This window comes from Pseudomonas cichorii (assembly GCF_003700275.1).
GTDB classification, from domain to species: domain Bacteria; phylum Pseudomonadota; class Gammaproteobacteria; order Pseudomonadales; family Pseudomonadaceae; genus Aquipseudomonas; species Aquipseudomonas cichorii_B.
In genome coordinates, this window is the sequence record NZ_RBRE01000069.1 from 42024 (window position 1) to 65145 (window position 23122).

22 protein-coding genes are annotated in these 23122 nt (G+C 60.0%); 15 read left to right on the plus strand and 7 right to left on the minus strand.

Annotated elements, in window-relative coordinates; all coding sequences use genetic code 11:
• Positions 1-28: 28 nt before the first annotated feature.
• The 5 genes from ALQ04_RS18780 (at position 29) to ALQ04_RS18800 (ending at position 6241) form a co-directional block, all read left to right on the plus strand.
• A complete protein-coding gene (locus ALQ04_RS18780; RefSeq protein WP_122317246.1) occupies positions 29-622 on the plus strand; it encodes a cysteine dioxygenase family protein in 594 nt (197 codons plus the stop codon).
• A 66-nt stretch (positions 623-688) separates the two neighbouring features.
• Positions 689-3448, plus strand: coding sequence for a cystathionine beta-lyase (gene metC / locus ALQ04_RS18785; protein ID WP_122317247.1), 2760 nt, complete (start codon positions 689-691; stop codon positions 3446-3448).
• A 280-nt stretch (positions 3449-3728) separates the two neighbouring features.
• Positions 3729-4478, plus strand: coding sequence for a zinc ABC transporter ATP-binding protein AztA (gene aztA / locus ALQ04_RS18790; RefSeq protein WP_122317248.1), 750 nt, complete (start codon positions 3729-3731; stop codon positions 4476-4478).
• Positions 4475-5344, plus strand: coding sequence for a metal ABC transporter permease (locus ALQ04_RS18795; RefSeq protein ID WP_122317249.1), 870 nt, complete (start codon positions 4475-4477; stop codon positions 5342-5344). Before aztA ends, ALQ04_RS18795 begins: the two co-directional genes overlap by 4 nt.
• A 12-nt stretch (positions 5345-5356) precedes the next feature.
• Positions 5357-6241 carry a metal ABC transporter substrate-binding protein gene (locus ALQ04_RS18800; protein ID WP_122317250.1) on the plus strand — a complete coding sequence of 295 codons (885 nt, stop codon included), beginning with the start codon at positions 5357-5359 and terminating at the stop codon, positions 6239-6241.
• A 69-nt stretch (positions 6242-6310) separates the two neighbouring features.
• Here the strand turns inward: ALQ04_RS18800 and ALQ04_RS18805 are convergent, their stop codons facing one another.
• Positions 6311-7459 carry an aldose epimerase family protein gene (locus tag ALQ04_RS18805; RefSeq protein ID WP_122317251.1) on the minus strand — a complete coding sequence of 383 codons (1149 nt, stop codon included), beginning with the start codon at positions 7457-7459 and terminating at the stop codon, positions 6311-6313.
• Between the two features lie 208 nt (positions 7460-7667).
• On the opposite strand from ALQ04_RS18805, the gene ALQ04_RS18810 reads away from it, so the two are divergent.
• The 8 genes from ALQ04_RS18810 (at position 7668) to ALQ04_RS18845 (ending at position 17238) form a co-directional block, all read left to right on the plus strand.
• Complete coding sequence (locus ALQ04_RS18810; RefSeq protein ID WP_122317252.1) at positions 7668-8540, plus strand: SMP-30/gluconolactonase/LRE family protein; 873 nt, start codon at positions 7668-7670, stop codon at positions 8538-8540.
• 28 nt (positions 8541-8568) lie between these two features.
• On the plus strand, positions 8569-9387 hold the full coding sequence (locus ALQ04_RS18815) for an SDR family oxidoreductase (RefSeq protein ID WP_122317253.1): 819 nt from the start codon (positions 8569-8571) through the stop codon (positions 9385-9387).
• A gap of 122 nt (positions 9388-9509) precedes the next feature.
• The gene (locus tag ALQ04_RS18820; protein ID WP_122317254.1) at positions 9510-10514 is read left to right on the plus strand and encodes a substrate-binding domain-containing protein; all 1005 of its coding nucleotides are present in this window, start codon (positions 9510-9512) and stop codon (positions 10512-10514) included.
• A 52-nt stretch (positions 10515-10566) separates the two neighbouring features.
• Positions 10567-12093: an L-arabinose ABC transporter ATP-binding protein AraG gene (araG, locus tag ALQ04_RS18825; protein WP_122317255.1), complete on the plus strand. Its 1527-nt coding sequence runs from the start codon at positions 10567-10569 to the stop codon at positions 12091-12093.
• Between the two features lie 41 nt (positions 12094-12134).
• Positions 12135-13100: an L-arabinose ABC transporter permease AraH gene (gene araH, locus ALQ04_RS18830; RefSeq protein WP_183142223.1), complete on the plus strand. Its 966-nt coding sequence runs from the start codon at positions 12135-12137 to the stop codon at positions 13098-13100.
• Between the two features lie 147 nt (positions 13101-13247).
• Positions 13248-13766 carry a sigma-70 family RNA polymerase sigma factor gene (locus ALQ04_RS18835; RefSeq protein WP_122317257.1) on the plus strand — a complete coding sequence of 173 codons (519 nt, stop codon included), beginning with the start codon at positions 13248-13250 and terminating at the stop codon, positions 13764-13766.
• Entirely contained in the window at positions 13763-14737 is a 975-nt protein-coding gene (locus ALQ04_RS18840; protein ID WP_122317258.1) for a FecR domain-containing protein, read from the plus strand. The genes ALQ04_RS18835 and ALQ04_RS18840 overlap by 4 nt, the downstream gene beginning before the upstream one ends.
• 65 nt (positions 14738-14802) lie before the next feature.
• Positions 14803-17238 (plus strand): TonB-dependent siderophore receptor, encoded by a 2436-nt coding sequence (locus ALQ04_RS18845; protein ID WP_122317259.1) that lies wholly within the window; start codon positions 14803-14805, stop codon positions 17236-17238.
• Between the two features lie 69 nt (positions 17239-17307).
• Here ALQ04_RS18845 and ALQ04_RS18850 read toward each other — a convergent pair whose 3' ends face one another.
• From ALQ04_RS18850 to ALQ04_RS18870, 5 genes are all read right to left on the minus strand, one after another.
• Positions 17308-17748 (minus strand): helix-turn-helix domain-containing protein, encoded by a 441-nt coding sequence (locus tag ALQ04_RS18850; RefSeq protein ID WP_122317260.1) that lies wholly within the window; start codon positions 17746-17748, stop codon positions 17308-17310.
• A 325-nt stretch (positions 17749-18073) separates the two neighbouring features.
• Positions 18074-18697, minus strand: a complete 624-nt coding sequence (locus ALQ04_RS18855; RefSeq protein ID WP_122317261.1) for a membrane integrity-associated transporter subunit PqiC — start codon at positions 18695-18697, stop codon at positions 18074-18076.
• Positions 18694-20370 carry an intermembrane transport protein PqiB gene (locus ALQ04_RS18860; RefSeq protein WP_122317262.1) on the minus strand — a complete coding sequence of 559 codons (1677 nt, stop codon included), beginning with the start codon at positions 20368-20370 and terminating at the stop codon, positions 18694-18696. Before ALQ04_RS18860 ends, ALQ04_RS18855 begins: the two co-directional genes overlap by 4 nt.
• Positions 20363-20977, minus strand: coding sequence for a paraquat-inducible protein A (locus ALQ04_RS18865; RefSeq protein ID WP_122317263.1), 615 nt, complete (start codon positions 20975-20977; stop codon positions 20363-20365). Before ALQ04_RS18865 ends, ALQ04_RS18860 begins: the two co-directional genes overlap by 8 nt.
• Positions 20974-21585, minus strand: coding sequence for a paraquat-inducible protein A (locus ALQ04_RS18870; RefSeq protein ID WP_409077276.1), 612 nt, complete (start codon positions 21583-21585; stop codon positions 20974-20976). The genes ALQ04_RS18865 and ALQ04_RS18870 overlap by 4 nt, the downstream gene beginning before the upstream one ends.
• A gap of 381 nt (positions 21586-21966) precedes the next feature.
• Here ALQ04_RS18870 and ALQ04_RS18875 point away from each other — a divergent pair, with 381 nt between their 5' ends.
• Positions 21967-22317 carry an SPOR domain-containing protein gene (locus ALQ04_RS18875; RefSeq protein ID WP_122317265.1) on the plus strand — a complete coding sequence of 117 codons (351 nt, stop codon included), beginning with the start codon at positions 21967-21969 and terminating at the stop codon, positions 22315-22317.
• A gap of 50 nt (positions 22318-22367) precedes the next feature.
• Here ALQ04_RS18875 and ALQ04_RS18880 read toward each other — a convergent pair whose 3' ends face one another.
• Entirely contained in the window at positions 22368-22685 is a 318-nt protein-coding gene (locus tag ALQ04_RS18880) for a YqjD family protein (RefSeq protein WP_122317266.1), read from the minus strand.
• Positions 22686-22867: 182 nt separating this feature from the next.
• On the opposite strand from ALQ04_RS18880, the gene ALQ04_RS18885 reads away from it, so the two are divergent.
• Positions 22868-23122, plus strand: coding sequence for a hypothetical protein (locus ALQ04_RS18885; RefSeq protein ID WP_122317267.1), 255 nt, complete (start codon positions 22868-22870; stop codon positions 23120-23122).

A 23122-nucleotide genomic window follows, 5' to 3' on the forward strand; every position in this document is an offset into this window, starting at 1 on the left:
AACCTTGAATAGCCCGGGAGCCACCTGAATGAGTAACGCAAACCGAACCCAAGTGATCGAAGACTTTCTGCAACAGATCCGTGAGATCAATCAGCGCGGCGTAGACCGCGAAGCCCTGAAGGAAATCATCGTCCAGCTGGAAGGCCTCGCCGCTCGCCATGACCTGTTCAACTTCGCTGCGTTTCCTGCGCCGATCCCGGGGCAGGGCGATACCGCTTTTCGCTATCGCCTGAACGATGATGGCGAAACCCCGACCCTGTACATGAACTCGCTGCTGCCGGGTAAAAGCACCTTGCCGCACAACCACGAAACCTGGGCGGTGATCGTTGCCGTGCAGGGGCAGGAAATCAATTACGTCTGGGCGCGTACCGACGATGGCAGCGACCCGGCGTTCGCCCGCCTGGAGCTGGATAAGGAAGTCATCGTCCAGCCCGGTACGCCGATCGGGTTCCTGGGCGATGACCTGCACGGCATCAAGGTCGTCGGCGAACAGCCGACCTTGCACTTCCATCTGTATGGCCGGCCGCTGGAGTCGCTCAACGGGCGGTTTGGCGTCAACGAAGAAGGCCGGGTCTTGAACTACAACGCCTCACAGATGGCGCCGTCGATCAAGGCGTATTGAGATTCCCCGACAAGCCAGCCGTTATCGGCTCGCTGCCTGTTTTCCTTTTACTTCATGAGCCATCCCATGAGCCAGACCACCACCGCGGCCCAACTCCAACAATGGCTGTTCGACGGGCAGGAAATTGCCCTGTTCGACCTGCGCGAACATGGCCAGTACGGCGAAGCCCATCTGTTCCATGCCGTTACGCTGCCCTATAGCCGGCTGGAGCTGGATATCCGCCGTCTGGCACCCAATCCCGGCGTGCGCCTGGTGATCCATGACCAGAATGGCGGCGATGTCGCAGCCCGTGCCGCTGCACGGCTGCAAGCGCTCGGCTATCGCCAGGTGCACATTCTTGAAGGTGGCGCCGATGCCTGGCAGGCCGCAGGCCTGCAACTGTTCGCGGGTGTGCACGTGCCGTCCAAGGCATTCGGTGAGTTGGTGGAAGAGACCCGGCATACGCCGCATATCAGCGCCACGCAACTGGCGCAGCGACAGGCGCAGGGCGAGCGACTGGTGGTGCTGGACGGCAGGCCGTTCGACGAATACCGCAAGATGACCATTCCGGGTTCGGTGTGTTGCCCCAATGGTGAGCTGGGCTATCGACTGGCGGAGCTGGTGACGGACGAAAGTACGCCAATCATCGTCAACTGCGCCGGACGCACTCGCAGCATCATCGGGGCGCAGACGCTGATTGATCTGGGCGTCAGGAACCCGGTCTATGCCCTGGAAAACGGCACTCAGGGCTGGTATCTGGCCGATCTGCAACTGGAACACGGCAGCAGCCGACGCTATCCGGATGATGTATCGCCGGCCTCGTTGACTCGCCAGCGGCAGGCCGCCCGGGCGCTGGCCGAACGGGCCGGAGTGCAGAGCGTCAGTGCCGGGCAGGTCGGCCGTTGGGCGGCGGATGGCGAGCGCAGTCTGTTCCTCTGCGATGTACGCACTGCCGAGGAGTTTGCGGCAGGCAGTCTGGCCGGCGCGCAACATACGCCGGGTGGCCAGTTGATTCAGGCCACGGACCTGTATGTCGGCGTGCGTCAGGCGCGTCTGGTGCTGGTGGACGACGAGGGTATCCGTGCGCCGATTGTCGCCAGTTGGCTTCGGCAGTTGGGGCACGATGCCTATGTGCTGGCCGCAGGTGTCGGCAGCGGCTTGTCACTGGCGGTCACCGAGCCGGATGTACAGCCGGACTTGCCGGGTATCAGCGTGCAGTCGCTGGTCGATGCCTTGCAGGATCGTGCGGTGGCATTGGTGGATCTGCGTTCGAGTACAGCTTTTCGCAAGGGGCATATCGAAGGCTCGCGCTGGTCGATACGCCCGCTGCTGGCCGCTGCCGTGCGTGATGAGTCGCGGCCTCTGGTGCTGATTGCCGATGACCCGGCTCTGGCGCAACTGGCTGCGCAGGAATTGCCGCAGGCGCAACGTCAGAACCTGCGCTTGCTGGACGGCGGGATCAACGCCTGGCTGGCCGCCGGACGGCCCTTGCGCGAAGATGCCGCGAGCCTGGCGGACGAGCAATGCATCGACTTTCTGTTCTTCACCCATGACCGGCATTCCGGTAACAAGGACGCCGCACGCCAGTACCTGGCCTGGGAAATCGGCCTGCTGGGACAGATGACCGAACAGGAAATCGCCAGCCTCAAGCCACTGTCGACAGAAAAGCCTGAGCGCCCGTCATCGGCGCCTCTGGTCAGAACGCGCCTGGTGCATGCTGCGCGGACTTGCGCAGGCAGTGGCGGGCGTGGGGTGAATGTGCCGGTCACGCGCTTGAGCACGGTGTTGTTCGACAGCCTCGGACAGATGCGGGATATCCGCAAGCGGCGCGACAGCGAGCGACTGTTGAGTTATGGCGCCCGCGGAAATCCGACAGCCTTCGCGCTGGAAGACCTGGTGACCGAGCTGGAGGGCGGCTATCGCACCCGCTTGTTCGGCACCGGGCTGGCGGCGGTGGCCCAGACTTTTCTGGCCTATCTGCGCCCTGGTGACCATGTGTTGCTCACCGATGCGGTGTACTCGCCGGTGCGGCGGGTGGCGCGGGAGTTTCTTGAACCGTTCGGCATTCAAGTCAGTTATTTCCGGGCCGACGGGCAGGGCCTTGAGGCGCAACTGCAAGCCAATACCCGAATGGTCTATGCCGAAGTGCCGGGTTCATTGCTGTATGAATTGTGTGATCTGCCCGCGATTGCCGCGCTGTGCCGACCGCGAAATATCCTGCTGGCGGTGGACAATACCTGGGGTTCCGCCTATCTGTATCGGCCGCTGGAGCTGGGGGCGGATATTTCCATCATGGCTTTGACCAAGTACCTGTGCGGCCATAGTGATGTGGTGATGGGCAGTGTCTGTACCCGCGAAGAAGTCTGGCAGCCGCTGGGCAGGATGAGTGACACCTTTGGCTGCGCGGTCAGCCCCGACGACGCCTATCTGATTCTGCGCGGCGCCCGCACTCTGGCTGCGCGCATGGACATTCATGAACGCCAGGGCCTTGAGATTGCGCACTGGCTGAGCGGGCATCCACAGGTCAGGCGTGTATTCCATCCGGGGTTGCCGGAGCATCCCGGTCACGAACTGTGGAAACGGGATTTCGCCGGCAGTAACGGCCTGCTGTCCTTCGAGCTTGAGTCGGCAGATCAACCACGACTTGAGCGCTTTATCGGCGCCTTGCAACTGTTCGGCCTCGGCGCTTCGTGGGGCGGCTATGAAAGCCTGATCACGGTAGCCGATGTCAGTGATCGCGATAATGAAACTGACAAAGCGCGCAATCCGGTGCTGCGTCTGCATATCGGCCTGGAGGATGTAGCGGCGTTGATCGAGGATTTGCAGCGCGGCTTTGCAGCTAATTGATTGTCCGGGACCCGTCAGGCCTGTGGCAGAGGGCTTGCCCGCGGCAGGGCAAGGCGGTCTCTATCGGGTGATGCCTTGTGTAAATGTTATTTCATAACAAAATACAGGGTTGGCATGTAATACTGTAACGAATCGTTGCAGGTCACCCCTCTGTGAAAGCTCCTCATACTTCCTCTGTCGCAGGTTCCGTACTGGCTCAATCGGCCTTGAAGCGGGTTCTGCTGGCTCTAGGCATATTGCTGCTGTTATGGCTGGCCATCGCCTGGTCGGTGGCCATTCCATGAGCGCTGCGATTGCTCTGGACAACCTGACGGTCGCCTATGATCGCCATGCGGCGGTGCATCACATCAGCGGCCGTTTCGAGGCCGGGAGCCTGACCGCGATTGTCGGCCCCAATGGCGCAGGCAAATCCACGCTGATCAAGACCATTGCCGGCACCATGAAGCCAGCGGTGGGGCATGTCGATCGCGGACAACTGGCGACCCGTACGCTGGGCTATCTGCCCCAGGCGGCCGAAATCGACCGGAGTTTCCCGCTGAGCGTGGCCGATACCGTGGCCATGGGTGCCTGGCGCAGCATCGGCCCGTTTCGCAGCCTGACCCGCGAGCATGCCAGGCTCACCCAGGAGGCACTGAACACCGTGGGCCTGGAAGGGTTCGAGGGCCGCAGCATCGGTTCGCTGTCATCCGGGCAGTTCCAGCGGGTGCTGTTTGCCCGGTTGCTGTTGCAGGATGCCTCGGTGATTCTGCTGGACGAACCCTTTACTGCCATCGATGCCCGCACCACTCGCGACCTGCTGGAACTGGTGCGCAGCTGGCACGGCCAGGGCCGTACGGTCATCGCGGTGTTGCACGATATCGATCAGGTTCGTCAGCATTTTCCGCAGACTTTGCTGATGGCCCGCGAAGCAATTGCCTGGGGAGCCACGGCCGAGGTGCTGAGCGATGCCAACCTGCGGCGGGCGCGCAATATGGCCGAGTTCTGGAGTGCCGATGCCCGGGTGTGCGAGAGCGATGGTGAGCGCCCATGACGCTCTACAGCATGCTGGTCGAGCCCTTTGTCGAATTCGGCTTCATGCGCCGGGCCCTGGTGGCCTGCCTGGCGCTGGGCATCGGTTCCGGTCCGGTGGGCGTGTTGCTGATGCTGCGGCGCATGAGCCTGGTGGGCGATGCCATGAGTCACGCGGTATTGCCGGGCGCGGCAGTGGGCTTCATGGTGGCGGGGCTGTCGTTGCCGGCCATGGGTTTTGGCGGGCTGATTGCCGGTCTGGCGGTGGCCCTGTTGTCAGGGCTGGTCAGCCGGCTGACAGCCTTGCGCGAAGACGCCAGCTTTGCCAGTTTCTACCTGACTTCCCTGGCCGCCGGTGTGTTGATCGTGTCCATGCACGGTTCCAGCGTCGACCTGCTGCATGTGCTGTTCGGTACCATCCTGGCCATCGATGACAGTGCCATCTACATGGTCGGCGGTATTGCCTCATTCACCTTGATCCTGCTCGCGGTGATCTACCGGCCGCTGGTGCTGGAGTGTTTCGATCCTGGTTTTCTGCGCGCGGTGGGCGGGCTGGGTTCGCTGTATCACGTGTTGTTCCTGCTGCTGGTGGTGCTGAATCTGGTGGCCGGCTTTCAAGCGCTCGGCACATTGATGGCGGTGGGCATGATGATGCTGCCGGCTACGGCGGCGCGGTTCTGGGCCAGCTCGTTGAGCGCCCTGATGCTGATTTCGACCTTGTTGGCCACTGCATCCGGCCTGATCGGCCTGATCGTTTCCTATCACCTTGGCGTTGCTTCCGGACCGGCCATCGTCCTGACCGCCAGTGCCTTCTATGGCTTTTCCCTGCTGTTCGGACGCACGGGGATCCTGCGTCGACTGTTTCCCAAACCTCACCTGGCCAATTGAAAAGGACGTGTCATGAAACGATTGATGATGTTGAGTGCAATGGCGGCGATCATGCTGTCTGGTCTTGCCCAGGCCAGGCCGCTGGAGACGGTTGCTTCGTTCACAGTGATTGCCGATATGGTCAGCAACGTCGGTGGTGATCGGGTGCATGTAACATCATTGATCGGCCCCAATGGCGACCCGCATGTCTACGAGCCGACGCCAGGCGATGCCCAGGCCTTGAAGAATGCGGACCTGACCTTCGTCAGCGGCCTGCATCTGGAAGGCTGGATGGATCGCCTGATCAAGGCGTCCGGCTACAAGGGCCAGCCGGTGGTGCTGTCCGACGGGATCAAGACCCGGCACATGCAGGAAGACGGCAAGCTCATCACCGACCCGCATGCCTGGAACAGTGCTGCCAACGGGGTGATCTATGTGCGCAATATCATCGCCGCACTCAAGAAGGCCGATCCGGAAGGGGCCAGCGTCTACGAGACCAACGGCCAGCGCTATATCCTGCAGTTGCAGCAACTGGACCTCTATGCCCGCGACCAGATCCAGTCGGTGCCCGAGGAGAAACGCAAGATCCTCACTTCCCATGATGCGTTCGGTTACTTCGGTGATGCCTATGGCGTGACCTTCCTCTCGCCACTGGGCTTTTCCACTGAATCGGAAGCTTCGGCTGCGGATGTCGCAAAACTGATCCGCCAGATCAAGAGCGAGCACGTCAGCGCCTATTTCTTCGAGAACTCCGGTGACCCGCGGCTGGTCAAGCAGATCGCCGACGCCAGCGGCGCACAACCGGGTGGCGAGTTGTACGTCGAGTCACTGTCGGCGCCGGATGGCCCGGCAGCCAGCTATGCACAGATGTTCCGCTATAACGTCGACAAGCTGACGGCGGCGATGAAAGGAAAGTGATGATGCTGTTCGCGAATGAATTCGCTCCTGCACACAATGTGAGGGAGCGGATTCATCCGCGAATCAGGTTCAATGATTCACAAACTTGAAAATGGTGGTCTGGGTATAGGCCTTGCCGGGATCCAGGCGGGTGCTGGGGAATTTCGGCTGGTTCGGCGCATCCGGGTAGTGCTGGGTTTCCAGGGTGAAGGCGCCCCAGTGCGGGTAGACCTTGCCGGCCTTGCCATGAATGCTGCCGTCCAGGAAGTTGCCGGTGTACAACTGCACGCCGGGCTCCGTGGTGAACAGTTGCAGGTGGCGACCTGACTGCGGATCGCTGACTTCGGCGGCAAGTTTGCTGGCGTCGCCTTTGGTGTCCAGCACCCAGTTGAAGTCAAAGCCACCTTGTTTGGGCTCGGCGTATTTGAGCTGCTGATGGTCGGCCTTGATGTTTTTGCCGATGGCGGTGGGCTTGAGGAAGTCCATGGGCGTACCGGCGACCGGGGCCAGTTCGCCGGTGGGGATCAGCTTGTCGTTGACCGGCGTGTAATGCGAGGCATGCAGGGTCGCCACCTGCTGGAGAATATCGCCGTTACCGGCGCCCGCCAGATTGAAATAGCTATGGTTGGTCAGGTTCAGCACCGTGGGTTTGTCGGTGCTGGCGTGATAGTCGATCTTCAGTTCGTTCTGCTCGTTGAGGCTGTAGGTGACCTCGGTCAGCAGCGCACCGGGAAAACCCATTTCGCCATCGGGCGACAGATAACTCAGTTTCACGCCGACCCAGCCATCGCCCTGGACGCTTCTGGCTTTCCAGATACGCTTGTCAAAACCCTGATTGCCGCCATGCAGGGCATTGGTCTTGTCGTTGAGCGGAACGCGGTAGGTCTGGTCGTCCAGCTTGAAGGTGCCACCGGCCAGGCGATTGCCGAAACGACCGATGGTTGCCCCGAAATACACCGTGCCGTTGTTCTGGTAGCCCTGCACATCATCGAAACCCAGCACGACGTCTTCGACCTTGCCGTTCTTGTCCGGGACCATGAGCGACTGCAGGGTTGCGCCATAGGTAATGATGCTGGCCTTCAGGCCATGGCTGTTGTGCAGGGTGTATTTCTCGATGGTCGTGCCATCGGGCAGTTTGCCAAAGGTGCCTTGTTCGCTGGACAGCGTAGCGGCTTGTGCGGTCAGGGTGGCGATCATCAGTGACAGTCCAAGGCTGCTGAGAAGAGCGTGATTTTTCATCTGTTCTACTCACTTTTATTGTTGTTGTGAAAGGGAACGGTTGCGCAATCCATCGCTGGGTACGTCGAAAAACGGTAATTGGTCAGACTATTTGATCGGTTTTAATCCGATGCAAGGATTTATAGTCGATAAAAAGCCGCTTGAAAAATAAATCGTAATACTATTTAGTAGAGGCAGTTCCTAAGAAAAATAAAAAAGGACACCGTTCATGCATTGGCAGCCTCTCTCCGAGCAGCGTTTCAAACTGGCAGAAGGCCCTTTCTGGGACCTTGAACAGCAAGCCTTGTACTGGGTCGATATCGCCGCGCGTCAGGCCTGTCGCCTTGCTCAAGGGCAACATGATCAATGGCGTCTGCCCGAAGCGGTTTCCGCGTTCATTCCCACCGAGCAGGGCGATGCCCTGGTGACTCTGGCCAGCGGCGTGTATCGCCTTGACCTGAATTCGACCAGAACCTCCATTTCATTGCTGTGCGTGGCCGATCCGGTCGCGGGCAATCGTGCCAACGAATCACGTTGCGACGCCCAGGGCCGGTTATGGCTGGGCAGCATGCAGAACAATCTGGATGCCGACGGCGGCGACCTGCCGCTGGTACGCCGTTCCGGCGGCCTGTTTCGGGTCGATGCCGATGCCAGCGTCACGCAGTTGCTGAGCGGGCAGGGCATCGTCAATACCCTGCTGTGGAACGCGGACGGCACCTTGCTCTACAGCGCCGACAGCCTCGATGGCGTCATCTATCGATACCCGGTCCTGGCTGATGGCGAACTGGGCCCGCGCCAGGTCTGGGCGCAGGAGCATTCACGCGGAGTTCCGGATGGCTCGGCGATGGATGCCGAAGGTTATGTCTGGAATGCGCGCTGGGGCGGCAGTTGCCTGATCCGTTTCGCTCCGGATGGCAGCGTTGACCGGGTGGTCGATCTGCCGGTCAGTCACCCCACCAGTTGTGTGTTCGGCGGTCCCGATCTGGCCACGCTCTACGTCACCAGCGCCGCACCGGCCGATGCCCATGGCCAGTTGGATGGCGCGCTGCTCATGGGCAATGTGGGTGTCTCCGGGCAGCCGTGCCGGCGTTTCGCAGGCTGAACTTTCATTGCATCCAGGAGCGTTGAATATGGCGATACCCTTGTCGTTACCTCCGGTTCCCGAGCCGGTTCGCGGTGAGCGTCTGCTAGGCAAGGTGGTGCTGGTGAGCGGTGCTGCCCAAGGGATAGGCGAGGCCATTGTGGCCTGCTTCCAGGCACAGCAGGCACGGCTGGTCATCAGCGACGTGCAGGGCGAAAAGGTCGAACAGGTAGCGGCGAAGTGGCGTGGGCAGGGGGCCGAAGTGCATGCGCTCAAGGCCGATGTTACCCGCCAGGATCACTGGCAGAACATGGTCGATCTGGCCATCGAGCATTTTGGCCGGGTGGATGTGTTGGTCAACTGCGCCGGCGTGAATGTATTCCGCGACCCACTGGAGATGAGCGACGAGGACTGGAAACGCTGTTTTGCCATTGATCTGGATGGCGCGTGGTATGGCTGTCGCAGCGTCTTGCCGACGATGCTCGAACAGGGCGCGGGCAACATCATCAATATCGCCTCGACCCATTCGAGCAACATCATTCCCGGCTGCTTTCCCTATCCGGTCGCCAAGCATGGCCTGCTGGGCCTGACCCGCGCCCTGGGCATCGAGTACGCACCCAGGGGTATTCGGGTCAATGCGATTGCGCCGGGCTATATCGAAACCCAGCTCAACGTCGACTACTGGAATGGCTTCGACGATCCGCAGGCCGAGCGTCAGAGGGCCTTCGACCTGCATCCACCCAAACGCATCGGCCAGCCTGTCGAGGTGGCGATGACAGCCCTGTTCCTGGCTACGGACGAGGCACCATTCATCAACGCCAGTTGCATCATGATCGATGGCGGCCGCTCGGTGCTCTACCACGAGTGACACTCGGTTACATTGCCGTCATCGGCAATATGGTATGACTATTTGGCTGGTTCGCGGCTCCTGGCCTGAAACAGCCACCTTGCTGGACGCTGTAGCTATTCAATAACAATAAGGAGTTAGCTATGTTGAGTCGCCACGGGATTCGTTCCCTATGCTGCGCCGCTGTCACCACTGCCATTCTCGGCATGAGTGGCATCATCCACGCCGCCGAAGAAGTGAAAATCGGCTTTCTGGTCAAACAACCCGAAGAACCCTGGTTCCAGACCGAGTGGGCCTTTGCCGACAAGGCGGGCAAGGAGCACGGCTTCACCGTGCTGAAAATTGCCGTGCCGGACGGTGAGAAAACCCTGGCGGCCATCGACAGCCTCGCGGCCAACGGTGCCAAGGGCTTCGTCATCTGCCCGCCCGATGTATCGCTCGGCCCGGCCATCGTGGCCAAGGCCAAGGCGCTCGGGTTGAAGGTCATGGCAGTGGATGATCGCTTCGTCGATGCCAAGGGCAATTTCATGGAAGACGTGCCGTATCTGGGCATGGCCGCCTTTGAAGTCGGTCAGAAACAGGGCGAAGCCATGGCTGCCGAGGCGAAAAATCGCAACTGGGACTGGAAGGAAACCTACGCCATCATCAACACCTACAACGAACTGGATACCGGCAAGAAACGCACGGACGGTTCGGTTGATGCCCTGAAAAAAGCCGGTCTGCCGGAAAGCCATATCCTCTTCACCGCCCAGAAAACCCTGGATGTGCCGGGCAGCATGGACGCCACCAACTCGGCGCTGCCGAAACTGCCGGGTAATGCCAGGAACCTGATCATTGGCGGCATGAACGACAACACCGTACTCGGCGGCGTGCGTGCAACTGCCACCAACGGCTTCAAGCCGGCCAACGTGATCGGGATCGGCATCAATGGCACCGACGCCATCGACGAACTGAAGAAGAAGGAAAGCGGTTTCTTCGGCTCGATGCTGCCCAGCCCGGACAAGGAAGGCTATGACACGGCCTACCAGATGTTCAAATGGGTCACCACTGGTGAAGAACCGCCGAAGTACACCGCCATGGACGACGTAACACTCATTACGCGCGCCAACTTCCAGGAAGTCCTGACCAAGATCGGTCTGTGGAAGTGAGTTCAAGGGGGCCTGATGCTCAGGCCCCTTCGCGAGTGAGGAGGGCGGATTCATGCAACAGGCAATAGAACAACGGCAATCGGGCGCTGGAGCCTTGCGCTTCAATGGCATCGGCAAGGTCTTCCCGGGAGTCAAGGCACTGTCGGACATCAGCTTCCAGGCGCAGCCCGGCAGTGTTCACGCCTTGATGGGCGAGAACGGTGCAGGCAAGTCCACGCTGCTGAAAATACTCGGCGGGTCCTACCAGCCCAACAGCGGCAGCCTGCAGATCGGTGAGCAGACCCATCAGTTCAAATCCACCGCAGACAGCATCGCGGCGGGTGTTGCGGTCATTCACCAGGAACTGCATCTGGTGCCGGAAATGACCGTCGCGGAGAACCTGCTGCTGGGGCATATGCCGAACCGGCTGGGGCTGATCAATCGCCGGGCCATGCTGCGCCAGGCCAGCGAGCTGCTCAAGGGGCTCGCCGATGAAATCGATCCGGGCATGCGCCTGGGCGATCTGTCCCTGGGCCTGCGGCAACTGGTGGAAATCGCCAAGGCCATGTCGCGCAATGCCCATGTGATTGCCTTCGACGAGCCCACCAGCAGCCTGTCGGCGCGGGAAATCGACCGACTGATGGCGATCATTGCCAAGTTGCGCGACGAAGGCCGGGTGATTCTTTACGTGTCGCATCGCATGGAAGAAATCTTCCGTATCTGCGATGCGGTGACGGTATTCAAGGACGGGCGCTTCGTGCGCACCTTCGACAATATGCAAGAGCTGGATCACGACCGACTGGTGACCTGCATGGTCGGGCGCGATATACAGGACATCTACAACTATCGGCCCCGCGAGCATCAAGGCACGAGCCTGCAGGTTAGCGGGCTGCTCGGCCCGGGGCTTCAGGAGCCGGTCAGTTTCGCGGTGCAGAAGGGCGAGGTGCTGGGTTTCTTCGGACTGGTCGGAGCCGGTCGTACCGAGCTGTTCCGCATGCTCTCCGGGCTGACCCGCAGCAAGGCGGGCAGCCTGCAACTGGAAGGTCAGCCACTGACCCTGAAATCCCCGCGGGATGCCATCGACGCCGGCATATTGCTTTGCCCCGAAGACCGCAAGAAAGAAGGCATCGTACCGCTTTCCAGTGTGGCCGAGAACATCAATATCGGTGCCAGACCTCGGCACGTCAGCCTGGGCTGTCTGCTGCAAGGGCGCTGGGAGCGCGAGAACGCCGAAACCCAGATCCGTGCGATGAACGTCAAGACGCCTTCGCCGGACCAGCAGATCGTGTTTCTTTCCGGCGGTAACCAGCAGAAGGCGATTCTCGGACGCTGGCTGTCGATGCCGATGAAGGTCCTGTTACTCGACGAACCCACCCGCGGTATCGATATCGGTGCCAAATCCGAGATTTACCAGATCATTCATAACCTGGCGGCGCAGGGCATTGCGGTGATTGTGGTGTCCAGCGACCTGATGGAAGTCATGGGAATCTCCGACCGCATTCTGGTGATGAGCGAAGGTGCGATCACCGGCGAACTCAACCGCGACGAAGCCGATGAGTCGCGACTCCTGCAACTGGCCTTGCCCCGTACTCGCGGCTGAACCTTTGGTCTGTGACCATGAAAAATAAAAAAGAGGTGCGTATGTCTACCGAAACCAGCCTGCGGGCTCCGCGTCAGGGCGTGAATATGCGCCGCTTCCTTGATGAATGGGTCATGCTGCTGGCCGCCCTGGGCATTTTCATGCTGTGTGCGGTGTTCATCGATAACTTTCTCTCGCCGCTGAACATGCGCGGGCTGGGACTGGCGATTTCCACCGTCGGCATTGCTGCCTGCACCATGCTCTATTGCCTGGCTTCCGGGCACTTCGACCTGTCGGTCGGCTCGGTGCTGGCCTGTGCCGGAGTGATTGCCGGGATCGTGATTCGCGACACCGACAGCGTATTCCTCGGTGTCAGCGCGGCCCTGGCCATGGGCCTGCTGGTGGGGCTGATCAATGGCATCGTCATCGCCAAGCTGAGGATCAATGCCCTGATTGCAACCCTGGCGACCATGCAGATCGTCCGCGGGCTGGCGTATATCTTCTCCAACGGCAAGGCCGTGGGCGTGTCCAACGAAGACTTTTTCGTGTTCGGCAATGGCCAGTTCTATGGCGTGCCGGTGCCGATCCTGATCACCATCGCCTGTTTCGTGTTCTTTGGCTGGCTGCTCAACTACACCACCTATGGGCGCAACACCATGGCCATCGGCGGTAACCAGGAAGCTGCCTTGCTGGCGGGCGTGCATGTCGACCGGACCAAGATCATCATCTTTGCCGTGCATGGCCTGATTGGCGCCCTGGCCGGCGTAGTGCTGGCTTCGCGCATGACTTCCGGGCAACCGATGATCGGCCAGGGTTTCGAGCTGACGGTCATCTCGGCCTGTGTACTGGGCGGTGTTTCCTTGAGCGGCGGCATCGGCATGATTCGGCATGTGATCGCCGGTGTGCTGATTCTGGCGATCATCGAGAACGCCATGAACCTCAAGAACATCGACACCTTCTACCAGTACGTCATCCGCGGCACGATCCTGCTGCTGGCAGTAATTATCGACCGCCTGAAACGCCGCTAGCTGTTTAAGTGGGAGCGAATGAGCGGACGCCGATTCGCTCCCACCTCATCAGGCGGTGTTCATACAGTCAGCACAAACAGGTTGGCGCGCTCACCCGAATTAAATAGAATGATTCTCATTTTAAGTCGCTGCATGGGTGGCCTTTGAATGAGTGATGCAGCAGGGCCATTGGGCGCGCAGCCGGGGCTGGACAATTTCTATCGCGATCACCGCAGTTGGCTGGAAAACTGGCTGCGCCGCCGTCTGGGCAATGCCTGGGATGCCGCCGATCTGAGTCAGGATACGTTCCTGCGGGTCCTGGCGACCGAGCGCCAGCCCCTGGCCAACCTGCGTGAACCGCGTGCCTATCTGGTCACCGTTGGCAAACGGCTTCTGATCAATCACTACCAGCGCCGCAGCCTCGAACAGGCTTATCTGCAAGCCCTGGCGACCCTGCCCGAAGAGGCGGTGCCCTCTCCCGAGCAGCGCTGGATTCTGTTGCAGACCCTGCAGGCTCTGGATGAACTGCTCGACGACTTGCCGGTGGCGGTGCGCCGGGCGTTTCTCTGGTCGCAACTCGAAGGCCTGGGCTACGCGCAGATCGCCGTCAGGCTGGATGTCTGCGAGCGCACCGTGAAACGCTATATGGCGCAGGCCTACGCGCATTGCCTGATGGCCGAGCTATGAGTGACATGGCGCGCGACCAACAGGCCCGGCAAGTGGCCCATGCGGCGGCTTACTGGCTGGCGTTGCTGGAATCCGGGACCGCCAGCGCTCAGGAACACGAGCAATTGCAGCGTTGGCGCGAGCAGTGCCCGAGTCACGAACAGGTCTGGCAACGGGCACAAGGCTTGCGCCAGCGTTTTGCCGAACTGCCGCCCGAACTGGCGATGGCCAGCCTCGACCGGCACGACTCGAAGCGCAACGATCCGTCACGACGGGCAATCCTCAAGCGCGCCCTGGTGATTGCCGCGCTGATTCCCACTGGCTGGATCATCAGCCGCCAGTTGCCGATCACCGCCTGGCGCGCCGATCTGCGCACCGCAACCGGTGAGCGCAAGAGCCTGCGTCTGCCCGATGGCAGCCAGCTGCAGCTCAATACCGCCAGCGCCGTGAACCTGGACTTTCTGGACGGCAGGCGTCAGTTGGCGTTGATCGAAGGCGAGATTGCCCTGAGCATGGCTGGCAATGCACCGGCCGTGAGCATCGACACCCGCATGGGCCGGATCATCGCCAGCGGTGCCGAACTGTGTATCCGCCAGGATCAGCATCGCTGCCGGGTTTCGGTAGCAAGCGGCAGTGTCGACCTGCTCTCGGCCCAGGGGGCCAGTCTGCGCCTCAAGGGCGGCGAGCGGGCGGCCCTGAATGCTCAAGGCATTACTCCGCTTGAACGTTTCGATGCCCGGCAGCCGGATTGGCGCCAGGGTGTCCTGACCGTAGAGAACCGGCCATTGGCAAGTTTCCTGACCGAACTGGGCCGCTATCGACCCGGCATCCTGCGCTGGGAACCCGAGCTTGAAGCCCTGAGAGTCACCGGCTCGTTCCGTCTGGACGATACCGATCGGGTCCTGGCATTGCTGGCGGCCAGCCTTCCGGTACAGGTGCATGCACGCACCCGCTACTGGATCACCCTCGGTCCGCGAAATATTTCTGCCTGATCGTGTCCCTTTTTTTGCCGTCGCCTGTCATCCCTCTCAAGCGAACACAAAAAGAGAGTGCTCCAATGCCCGTAGTTTTCTTGCGACGCCTGCGTCTTGCCCGTTTCGGCATGGCTCCGTTGCTGCATATGAGTTGTCAGGCCAGTGTGGTGATCGGCCTGGGTGCCGTGCCGTTGTTGGTGACTTCGGTTCAGGCCGAGGAGTCGGTGCGACGCAGTTATCAGATCCCGGCCGGCAACCTGAGTGCAGCCTTGACCCGCTTTGCCGCGTTGTCGGGCGTCAGTCTTTCCGTCGATCCGGCACTGGTCGCAGGTCGCAGCAGCAAGGGCCTGAACGGCGAGTACCCGGTGGACGAAGGTTTTGCCTTGTTGCTGCAAGGCTCCGGTCTGCAACTGCAAGCGGTCGGCGAACAGTCCTACACACTGGTGCCGGCTGTGACTGCCGAGAGCGGTTCGATGTTGTTGCCCAGCACGTCCATCGATGGCAGCCGCTTGAACGGGCAGGGCGATGTGTACGCGGGCGGGCAGGTGGCCCGTAGCGGTAATCAGGGCATGCTGGGTGATCGTGATTTCATGGAAACCCCGTTCAATCAGACCTCCTACACCAGCACTACGGTCAAGAATCAGCAGGCCCGGACTCTGGGCGATCTGGTGGCCAGTGACCCTTCTGTTCGGACCACCAACCCGGCAGGCGGGCGTTTCGAGCAGTTTTCCATCCGCGGTTTCAGCCTGTTCAACAGCGATGTGTCGTTCGGCGGGCTGTATGGCGTGTTGCCGACCTATTCCATCGACATGGAAATGGTCGAGCGGGTAGACATTCTCAAAGGACCGGGGGCGCTTTTGGGCGGCATCGTGCCGCGTGGCAGTGTCGGCGGCAATATCAATATCGAACCCAAGCGGGCTGGCAGCGAGCCACTGACCGAGTTCACCGGCAGCTTTGCTTCTGCCGGGCAATTCGGCGGGCACGTGGATATCGGTCGGCGTTTTGGCGAGAACCAGCGTTTCGGGATTCGCTATAACGGTGTGCGGCAATCCGGCGATACCGAGTGGGATCACCAGAAAGTCGAGCGCGAGGCCTCGGTGGTTGGCCTCGACTGGCGAGAGGACCGCATGCGCATGTCGCTGGACCTCGGTGAGCAGGAGCGTTACGCCGATGCGCCCATCGAGCGGGTCGAAGTCGCTGCCGGAATTGCCATGCCAAAAGCCAAGGATATCAGGCGCAATTTCGCCCAACCCTGGACCTACTCTCACTCCAAGGACTCCTTTGGCGCGCTGCGCGGCGAGTTCGACCTGAGCGATTCGGTGATGGTGTATGCCGCTGCCGGGGCGCGCAAGGGTAACTACGACTTCCTGCGCCATACCGTCCCGGTGACCACCAGCAGTGGCAACTTTACGGTCACTCCGCGCACTTTCCGCCGCGACGAGGAGGTCAAGACCTTCACGGTCGGCGCTCGTAGCTGGTTCAATACCGGCCCGGTGGGGCATACGCTGAATATCAGCCTCAACCGCTTCGATTTCGAGTTCGATAACGCAGGCGAGCGCTACCAGCCACGTACCAGCAACCTCTATAACCCGGTCGTATTACCGTATCCGGGCGCTGCAACCCGCTTCGATGCTTCGACGCACACCGAGAACCTGTTCACCAGTGTCGCGCTGGCCGATACCTTGAGCTTTCTGGATGATCGCGTGCTGTTGACCCTCGGCGCACGCCTGCAACGGGTTGAAGTGGACAGCTACTCCAATGGCACGCTGGGCCAGCGCTACGACGAAAGTGCCACCTCGCCGGCGCTGGGGCTGGTCATCAAGGCCACCGATTCGATCTCGCTGTACGCCAACTACATGGAAGGCCTGAGCCAGGGTGAAACGGCACCGACCACGGCCACCAACGCAAATGAAGTGTTTGCGCCCTACAAGTCGAAACAGACTGAAGTCGGCGTCAAATATGACCATGGCACGTTCGGCACCAGCCTGAGCGTGTTTCGCATCGAACAGCCAGCCTACATCACTGACGCCCAGGGCAACTTCAAGCCCGATGGCGAACTGCGCAATCAGGGCGTCGAGCTGAACATGTTCGGTGAGCCTTTGCAGGATGTACGCCTGCTCGGTGGTGTGATGCTGCTCGACAGTGAACAGACCAAGACGGCACAGGGCGCCTTCGATGGCAATCGGGGCACCGGCTCGCCGGTGGTCAACGCCAACCTGGGCGTGGAATGGGATATCAACCGACTGCCAGGCCTGACCCTGACCGCCCGGGCGATCCATACCGGCTCGCAATATCTGGACGCGGCCAATAACCAGAAAATCGACTCATGGGAGCGCTACGACGTCGGTGGCCGTTATGCGTTCAAGCTGGGTGAAAACCCGATCACCTTGCGCGCCTCTGTGGAAAACGTGCTGGATAAAACCTACTGGGCATCTGCGGCAACGTCCTCGGACAGTGCCGCAGGCCTGACGCTATCGACACCGAGGACTTATCTGGTGTCTGCGACGGTCGGGTTTTAAAGGTACTTGGGTGCAGCGGTGTTCCGTTCAGTGAATGCCGCTTTACTGGAATCGGGACTTGCGCAGCGATCAGCTCAATTTTGAACTCAGGTAGATCAAGCGCACCGTGGCGAGAGTGATGGTTTCTGCTTCTTCCTTGATGTTGTCCAGTTGCGATTTGAGCAAAGCCTCATCCTCGTGAGTCTCGAGCAAGCGGGACATGTGGTAAATATTCTGCGCGACTTCGTGCAGATTCTTGTGCAGCCGGGTTATCACACGACCCAGGCGTTCACTATTGTCATGGATTTCCAGGGGCGGAACCGGCCGCTCCAGGCTGAAACCCGTGACGACATAGGTTACATCGATGCCGGCGTTCGAAATACGGGAAAGATAATCCGCCCGGGGTGAACGTATTCCGTTTTCATAATTGCCCTGAGCGTTGGTTTCGACGCCTCCAATCGAGCCTAAGGCGCTTTGTGAAAGTTTGAGACGTATTCGCTCTCGTTTAAGGCGGGGGCCAATGCCTGGCATTCGTTGGTCCTCAAATCATTGTCTGCCCAAGGCTCACGGCAGAATTGCGAAGAAACAAAGAATCGTACGAGCATATCCAGCACGACGCATGAATAACGAAATGTTGACTACAGTCAGATAGCTACAGTTTTCAAGCGGGATAATTGCCAAGACAGGCAGCATCTGGACGTGAGTGTAATGGCCTAGTGGAACTTTTTGATACTTTTTTTGTTCCGTTTTGTACTTAATTGTACGAATTCTCTGTGAGAGTTCTCCTTGTTTCCGTGTAAGCAATAAGCCCGAGGCAATAAAAAAGGCCCCTGTTACGGGGCCTTCAGGTCAGTTTTCAGCGACAGCGTGAAGCAGGATTTTGCGTCCAGTCCTGCGCGGTTCTGGCAATGTCCTGCGCCAGTTTCGCGACTGCCTGCTGGTGAGCCAGAATCAGGTTTTCTATGCCGAGTGCGGCCTGTTCGCGAATCACGCTGCTGCACGTCAGGTTGAGCCGCTTGCTGCCGGTATTGGCATTGCTGTTGCGCAGGCTCAGGCTCCAGACCACATCGATCAGGGCGTAATTGCCGGGAACCGACTCGAAGCGCCGGACATCGGTGCGCAACGACAGCACGGGCTGGCTGCTGTCTTTTGGCAGGCCTGCCATGTCACGGCTACCGAAGCGGCGCTCCAGTTGGGCGGTCAGCGCATCGTGAAACTCGTCACCGAGTGGCGAGCCCCAGCGTTCGGTATCCAGAATCGCCAGACTGCCATCGCCCTGACGCACCACCAGAGGCGGCTGGTCTACCTGCACAGGCATCAGCACCGGCAGCATCTCGAACTGGAACGGCGCAGGCTGGGCGCTGGCAGCCGTGTGCGAGTCCATGGGCGCGATCAGCGTGTAGTAACGGGTCGGTGTCGATGAACAGGCACTGAGGCCCAGTGCCGCAGCCAATACCATCAATTTCAGGCGCAGGGTCATTCTTTTGGCTCCATATCGATTGCACGGGACGAAGACGAGGCTTTATAGGAACCCGGAGCGGCATCACCGGATCGGCCCCGAATCAGCGCTTCCGGATGGCGGCTGAGGAAGTCGGTCAAGACACGGACCGAGCGGGCAGTGCGTTGCACTTCATCCATGGCCTGGCTCAGTTGCTGACGGCCCGGAGAGTCTTCGCCCAGGGTATCGTTGGCACTGCTCAGGGTTTTTTCGGCCTGTTTCAGAGTGCCGCGCATTTGCGGCAATACGCTGCCGTTGACCAGCTTCAGGGTTTTCTGCAGTTCAGTCAGGTTGCCATTGAGGTTGTTGGCCAGCTCGTCGATCGGCACTTTGCTGAGTTTGTCGACGAATGCCTGCAACTGTTCCTGCAGTTTGTCGAAGTTGCCAGGAACGGTCGGGATTTCCAGGGGCCTGGCCTTGGGATTGAATGTCGCCTTCGGCGCCTTGGGATCGAACTCCATCGCAATGTACAACTGGCCGGTCAGCAGGTTGCCGGTGCGCGCCTGGGCCCGCAGCCCGTTATTGACGAAGGCATTGAGGATGCGCGCCGATTGCTCTTCTTCGTCTCCGCGGCCGCCCAGCTGGCGCAGCTTGGATTCGGCCGCACCCAGGCGATTGGGATAGATGACCGCGCCAACGATGCTGGGGAAGGACTTGGTTACAGGGTCGTAATCCAGGTCCACCGAAACCACCTTGCCAATGTTCACGCCCAGGAAGTCCACCGGCGAGTTGACTGCCAGCCCGCGCAGGGACTGGTTGAAGCGCATGCGGATGTAGCGCGGCTCGCCGTCGGGCGGGGCCAGCGCGGTGGCCTGGTCGTCGAAGATCTTGAATTCGGCGTTCTCATCGGCCGGCTTGGATTCCGGGCTCCAGTTCGGTTCACGAAAGGCGATGCCGCCGGAAAGAATCGAAGTCAGCGACTGGGTGTTGATCTTCAGGCCTGCGGTGCCGACGGTCACGTCCACGCCGCTGGCATTCCAGAAACGGGTGTCGGTGGTGATGTACTGATCGTTGGGCGAACTGATGAAGATCTGGATATCGACACCCTTGCCATCCTTGGACAGTTCATAAGCCACTACCTGGCCAACCTGGATGCGCCGGTAGTAGACCGGCGAGCCGATATCCAGCGAACCCAGATCGTCGGTGTGCAGGGTGAAGCGCTTGCCTTTTTCGCCGAAGGTCACCGGCGGCGGGGTCTCGAGGCCGGTGAAGTTGTTCTTGGTTTCCTGCGAATTGCCCGCGTCGGCGCCAATGAAGGCGCCCGACAGCAATGTGTCGACACCCGATACGCCATGGGCACCGATGCGTGGTCGCACGACCCAGAACTGGCTGTCTATCCGGGTGAACGGCGTCGCAGTGTTGTTGAGTTCGACGGTCGCCAGCACATGAGTACGGTCTTCGCTCAGGGTGATGGCCGTGACCATGCCGATCACCACGTTCTTGTACTTGACCTGGGTCTTGTTGGCTTCCAGGCCTTCAGCCGTCTGAAAGCTTACTGTGACGCGCGGTCCCACGTTCATCCAGTCATGGAAGGCCATGGACAAGCCGATCAGGCCGGCCACGATCGGCACCAGCCAGATCAGTGAAACACGCATGCGACGGCGTTTGACTTCAGGACGAAGCGCCGGCGAAGGCGGGACGGTATTCTCAGACATCTTCAACCTCTGCATCCCAGATAAGCCGGGGATCGAAACTCATGGCGGCGAACATCGTCATCACCACTACCAGACCAAAAAACAGAATGCCGATCATGGGCTCGATGGTGCTCAGTTCACGGAACTGCACCAGTGAGGCCACCAGGGCAACAACCAGGACATCGAGCATCGACCAATAGCCGATCAGCTCGATGAAGCGATAAAGACGGGCCCGCTCCAGCATGGCCCAGCGACTGCGCCGCTGACAGGTGATCAGGAGCATGGCCAGCACCAGGAATTTCACGCATGGCACGACCACGCTGGCGATGAAAATCAGCAGGGCGATGTCCCATGAGCCACCTTTGAAGAACTCCACCACACCACTCATGATGGTGTTCTGGCTGCTGTTGCCCAGCATGGTGGTGTACATCACCGGCAGCACATTGGCCGGGATATAGAAGATCAGGCCGGCGATCAGGAATGCCCAGGTCCGCGCGATGCTGTTGGGCTTGCGCCGATGCACGGGCGAGTCGCAGCGCGGGCATTGATGGACATCTTCCGGGCAGGCATAGCCGCAGGTATGGCAAAGGCACAGGCGCTGCTCATGGGCGAAAGGAATGCCATTCATCCTGGCTGGACTCCCAGTTCATCCCACAGGCGGCGGATATCCTTGTTGGCGATCAGCAGGATCAGCACCATCAGCATGGCCATGGCCCACAAGCCGAGCCCCGGATGAACATCGAGCATGCCCGAGAGCTTGATAATGGCAACCAGAATCCCGAGCATGCAGACCTCCAGCATGCTCCACGGCCGCAAATGCTCCAGCGCGCGCATGCAGGCCTTGAAGCCTGGAGCGATGATGCCGTTGTGAGCGTGCAGCAGCACCCAGAACAACAGCGCTATCTGCAATAGCGGAGCAAAGATGATCGACAGGCCGGCCACCAGCGCAATCAGTGTGATACGCCCCTGGGCCAGGGCTTCCACCGATTGCCAGAGCGTCACCTCGTTGGTCAGGCCTTTCATGCTGATACTGATGACCGGAAAGAAGTTGGCGAACATAAACAGCAGTGCTGCGGCTACGGTCAGGGCCAGCAACTGCTCGATGGTCAGGCGATGACCACGGCCCAGCAGCGCACGACAGCGCAGGCAATGCGCCGATTCGCCTGCTTTCAGGGGCTGGGCTTCATATAGCGAGTCGCAGTGCTCGCAGATAATCAGGTCCGACAGAGGTTTCATGGAATGCACAGTGGTCATGGACGCCGTTGATACAGAGTTTGCCGGGTTGAAAAAATGAGGACGCGAAGATACCTCGTTAATGGCGTTACGGCATGCTTTTCTGTTTAAACATCGAGGATGAAGCATTGACCGCAGGCATAGGTGGTCGTTCCCATATCATTGCGCCATTAGTTTGTAACAGCGTGATGGTTTTCCACAGTGCCGGAGAAACATTTCATTACATGATCCTGTGGGGCGTTGCGCCTCATGCCCAGTCAGCCCTGTAGCGGTGAACGGGGCTTTCATGACGCTCCAGGCGGCCTGCGTCAACTCGCCACAGCGACTCAAAGCCCAAGGCAGTGATGCTAGACTCGCGCCACTTCAGACAAGGAGCAGACTTACGTGCGCAAGACGGTAATGATTATGGCAGTACTGGCGCTGGCTGGCTGCGATGCAGGCAGTTCGCGACCACCCGCTCGCGAAAAGGCTGAACCTGTCGTTCAGGCTCCGCAAGTGTCCACGCCGCAGTGGTTCATTCAAATGAACTCCAGAGAAGCAGTCAGCGATATCAGTGCATGGTTGCTGGAGCGTGGCTATGCGCCGGTGGTGACCAACATCGATGGCAAGCAGCAATTGCTGATCGGCCCGTTCGCGAGTCCCGAGCTGGCAGAAGAGCAGCGAACCGGTCTGTTGGCCAAGGTTGCCAAGTCTCATCGACTGGCGGCGCCCGTGGTGATCGAGCGCAATCAGTAACCTGTCACGTGGTCAGCGCGGCCAGTGATGACTGACCGCGCCAGCTTCTGTCAGCGACGTCCCAGCAACAATCCCACCACCAGGCCGAAGCCGGCAGAAATGGCCACTGTCTGCCACGGATGCCCACCGATGTAGGTTTCAGTCGCTTCGACCACAGGCTTGGTGCGATCACGCACGCTGGATACCGAATCCAGTGCCTGCTTGAGCTTCAGGCTCAATTGCGCGCGCAGGGTTTCGGCTTCTTCGCCGACCAGTACAGCGCTGTCCTTGAGCAGTTTGTCTGATTCTTCGATCAGAGCCTGCAAGTCGCTGAATGCCTGATCCTTGATTTGATCGGCAGTATTTTGCGCAGCGTTTCTACGAGCCATGATGTTTTCCTTTCAGTTGATGGCAGTAACACTCAATGGAGTCCTGGGTGTTGCGGAAAGTTGCAATTGCTTGTTCACACGTGAAACTGTTTCATTTCACGGCTTTCAACGAAGCCAGCGGTAGTTTTCACCCGAGGGGTGTAAGATGCAGCCGTTTTAGTCGTAGGTAGTAGGTGAACGATATGAGTTTCAATCTGGCCAATCGGTCGCTCCCTGAACGTGCAGCCATTGAAGATGAAAAGTCCCGCCTGTTTGAGCTTTGGCAGAGCAACCTGGGCAAGGCCAAGGGCGAAGCGGCCCGTCTGATTGGTGAAAAGTCCAAGCGCAAGGGAAAATGGTCGGAATGGGTTCGCGCCGAACTGGACACCATGAGCCCGCCCGAATACGCCAACATGGTGCGCAGTGAGCTGAATCGCCTGGTAGCCGCTGCCAAGTAA

Excerpts from the sequence above, each read along its gene's own strand:
- araH (WP_183142223.1), top strand. The coding sequence starts at position 12,135 with ATGTCTACCGAAACCAGCCTGCGGGCTCCGCGTCAGGGCGTGAATATG.
- aztA (WP_122317248.1), top strand. The coding sequence starts at position 3,729 with ATGAGCGCTGCGATTGCTCTGGACAACCTGACGGTCGCCTATGATCGC.
- ALQ04_RS18885 (WP_122317267.1), top strand. The coding sequence starts at position 22,868 with ATGAGTTTCAATCTGGCCAATCGGTCGCTCCCTGAACGTGCAGCCATT.
- ALQ04_RS18850 (WP_122317260.1), bottom strand. The coding sequence starts at position 17,748 with ATGCCAGGCATTGGCCCCCGCCTTAAACGAGAGCGAATACGTCTCAAA.
- ALQ04_RS18780 (WP_122317246.1), top strand. The coding sequence starts at position 29 with ATGAGTAACGCAAACCGAACCCAAGTGATCGAAGACTTTCTGCAACAG.
- araG (WP_122317255.1), top strand. The coding sequence starts at position 10,567 with ATGCAACAGGCAATAGAACAACGGCAATCGGGCGCTGGAGCCTTGCGC.
- ALQ04_RS18880 (WP_122317266.1), bottom strand. The coding sequence starts at position 22,685 with ATGGCTCGTAGAAACGCTGCGCAAAATACTGCCGATCAAATCAAGGAT.
- ALQ04_RS18820 (WP_122317254.1), top strand. The coding sequence starts at position 9,510 with ATGTTGAGTCGCCACGGGATTCGTTCCCTATGCTGCGCCGCTGTCACC.
- ALQ04_RS18865 (WP_122317263.1), bottom strand. The coding sequence starts at position 20,977 with ATGAATGGCATTCCTTTCGCCCATGAGCAGCGCCTGTGCCTTTGCCAT.
- ALQ04_RS18845 (WP_122317259.1), top strand. The coding sequence starts at position 14,803 with ATGCCCGTAGTTTTCTTGCGACGCCTGCGTCTTGCCCGTTTCGGCATG.
- ALQ04_RS18810 (WP_122317252.1), top strand. The coding sequence starts at position 7,668 with ATGCATTGGCAGCCTCTCTCCGAGCAGCGTTTCAAACTGGCAGAAGGC.
- ALQ04_RS18805 (WP_122317251.1), bottom strand. The coding sequence starts at position 7,459 with ATGAAAAATCACGCTCTTCTCAGCAGCCTTGGACTGTCACTGATGATC.
- ALQ04_RS18855 (WP_122317261.1), bottom strand. The coding sequence starts at position 18,697 with ATGACCCTGCGCCTGAAATTGATGGTATTGGCTGCGGCACTGGGCCTC.
- metC (WP_122317247.1), top strand. The coding sequence starts at position 689 with ATGAGCCAGACCACCACCGCGGCCCAACTCCAACAATGGCTGTTCGAC.
- ALQ04_RS18795 (WP_122317249.1), top strand. The coding sequence starts at position 4,475 with ATGACGCTCTACAGCATGCTGGTCGAGCCCTTTGTCGAATTCGGCTTC.
- ALQ04_RS18835 (WP_122317257.1), top strand. The coding sequence starts at position 13,248 with ATGAGTGATGCAGCAGGGCCATTGGGCGCGCAGCCGGGGCTGGACAAT.
- ALQ04_RS18860 (WP_122317262.1), bottom strand. The coding sequence starts at position 20,370 with ATGTCTGAGAATACCGTCCCGCCTTCGCCGGCGCTTCGTCCTGAAGTC.
- ALQ04_RS18870 (WP_409077276.1), bottom strand. The coding sequence starts at position 21,585 with ATGAAACCTCTGTCGGACCTGATTATCTGCGAGCACTGCGACTCGCTA.
- ALQ04_RS18840 (WP_122317258.1), top strand. The coding sequence starts at position 13,763 with ATGAGTGACATGGCGCGCGACCAACAGGCCCGGCAAGTGGCCCATGCG.
- ALQ04_RS18815 (WP_122317253.1), top strand. The coding sequence starts at position 8,569 with ATGGCGATACCCTTGTCGTTACCTCCGGTTCCCGAGCCGGTTCGCGGT.
- ALQ04_RS18800 (WP_122317250.1), top strand. The coding sequence starts at position 5,357 with ATGAAACGATTGATGATGTTGAGTGCAATGGCGGCGATCATGCTGTCT.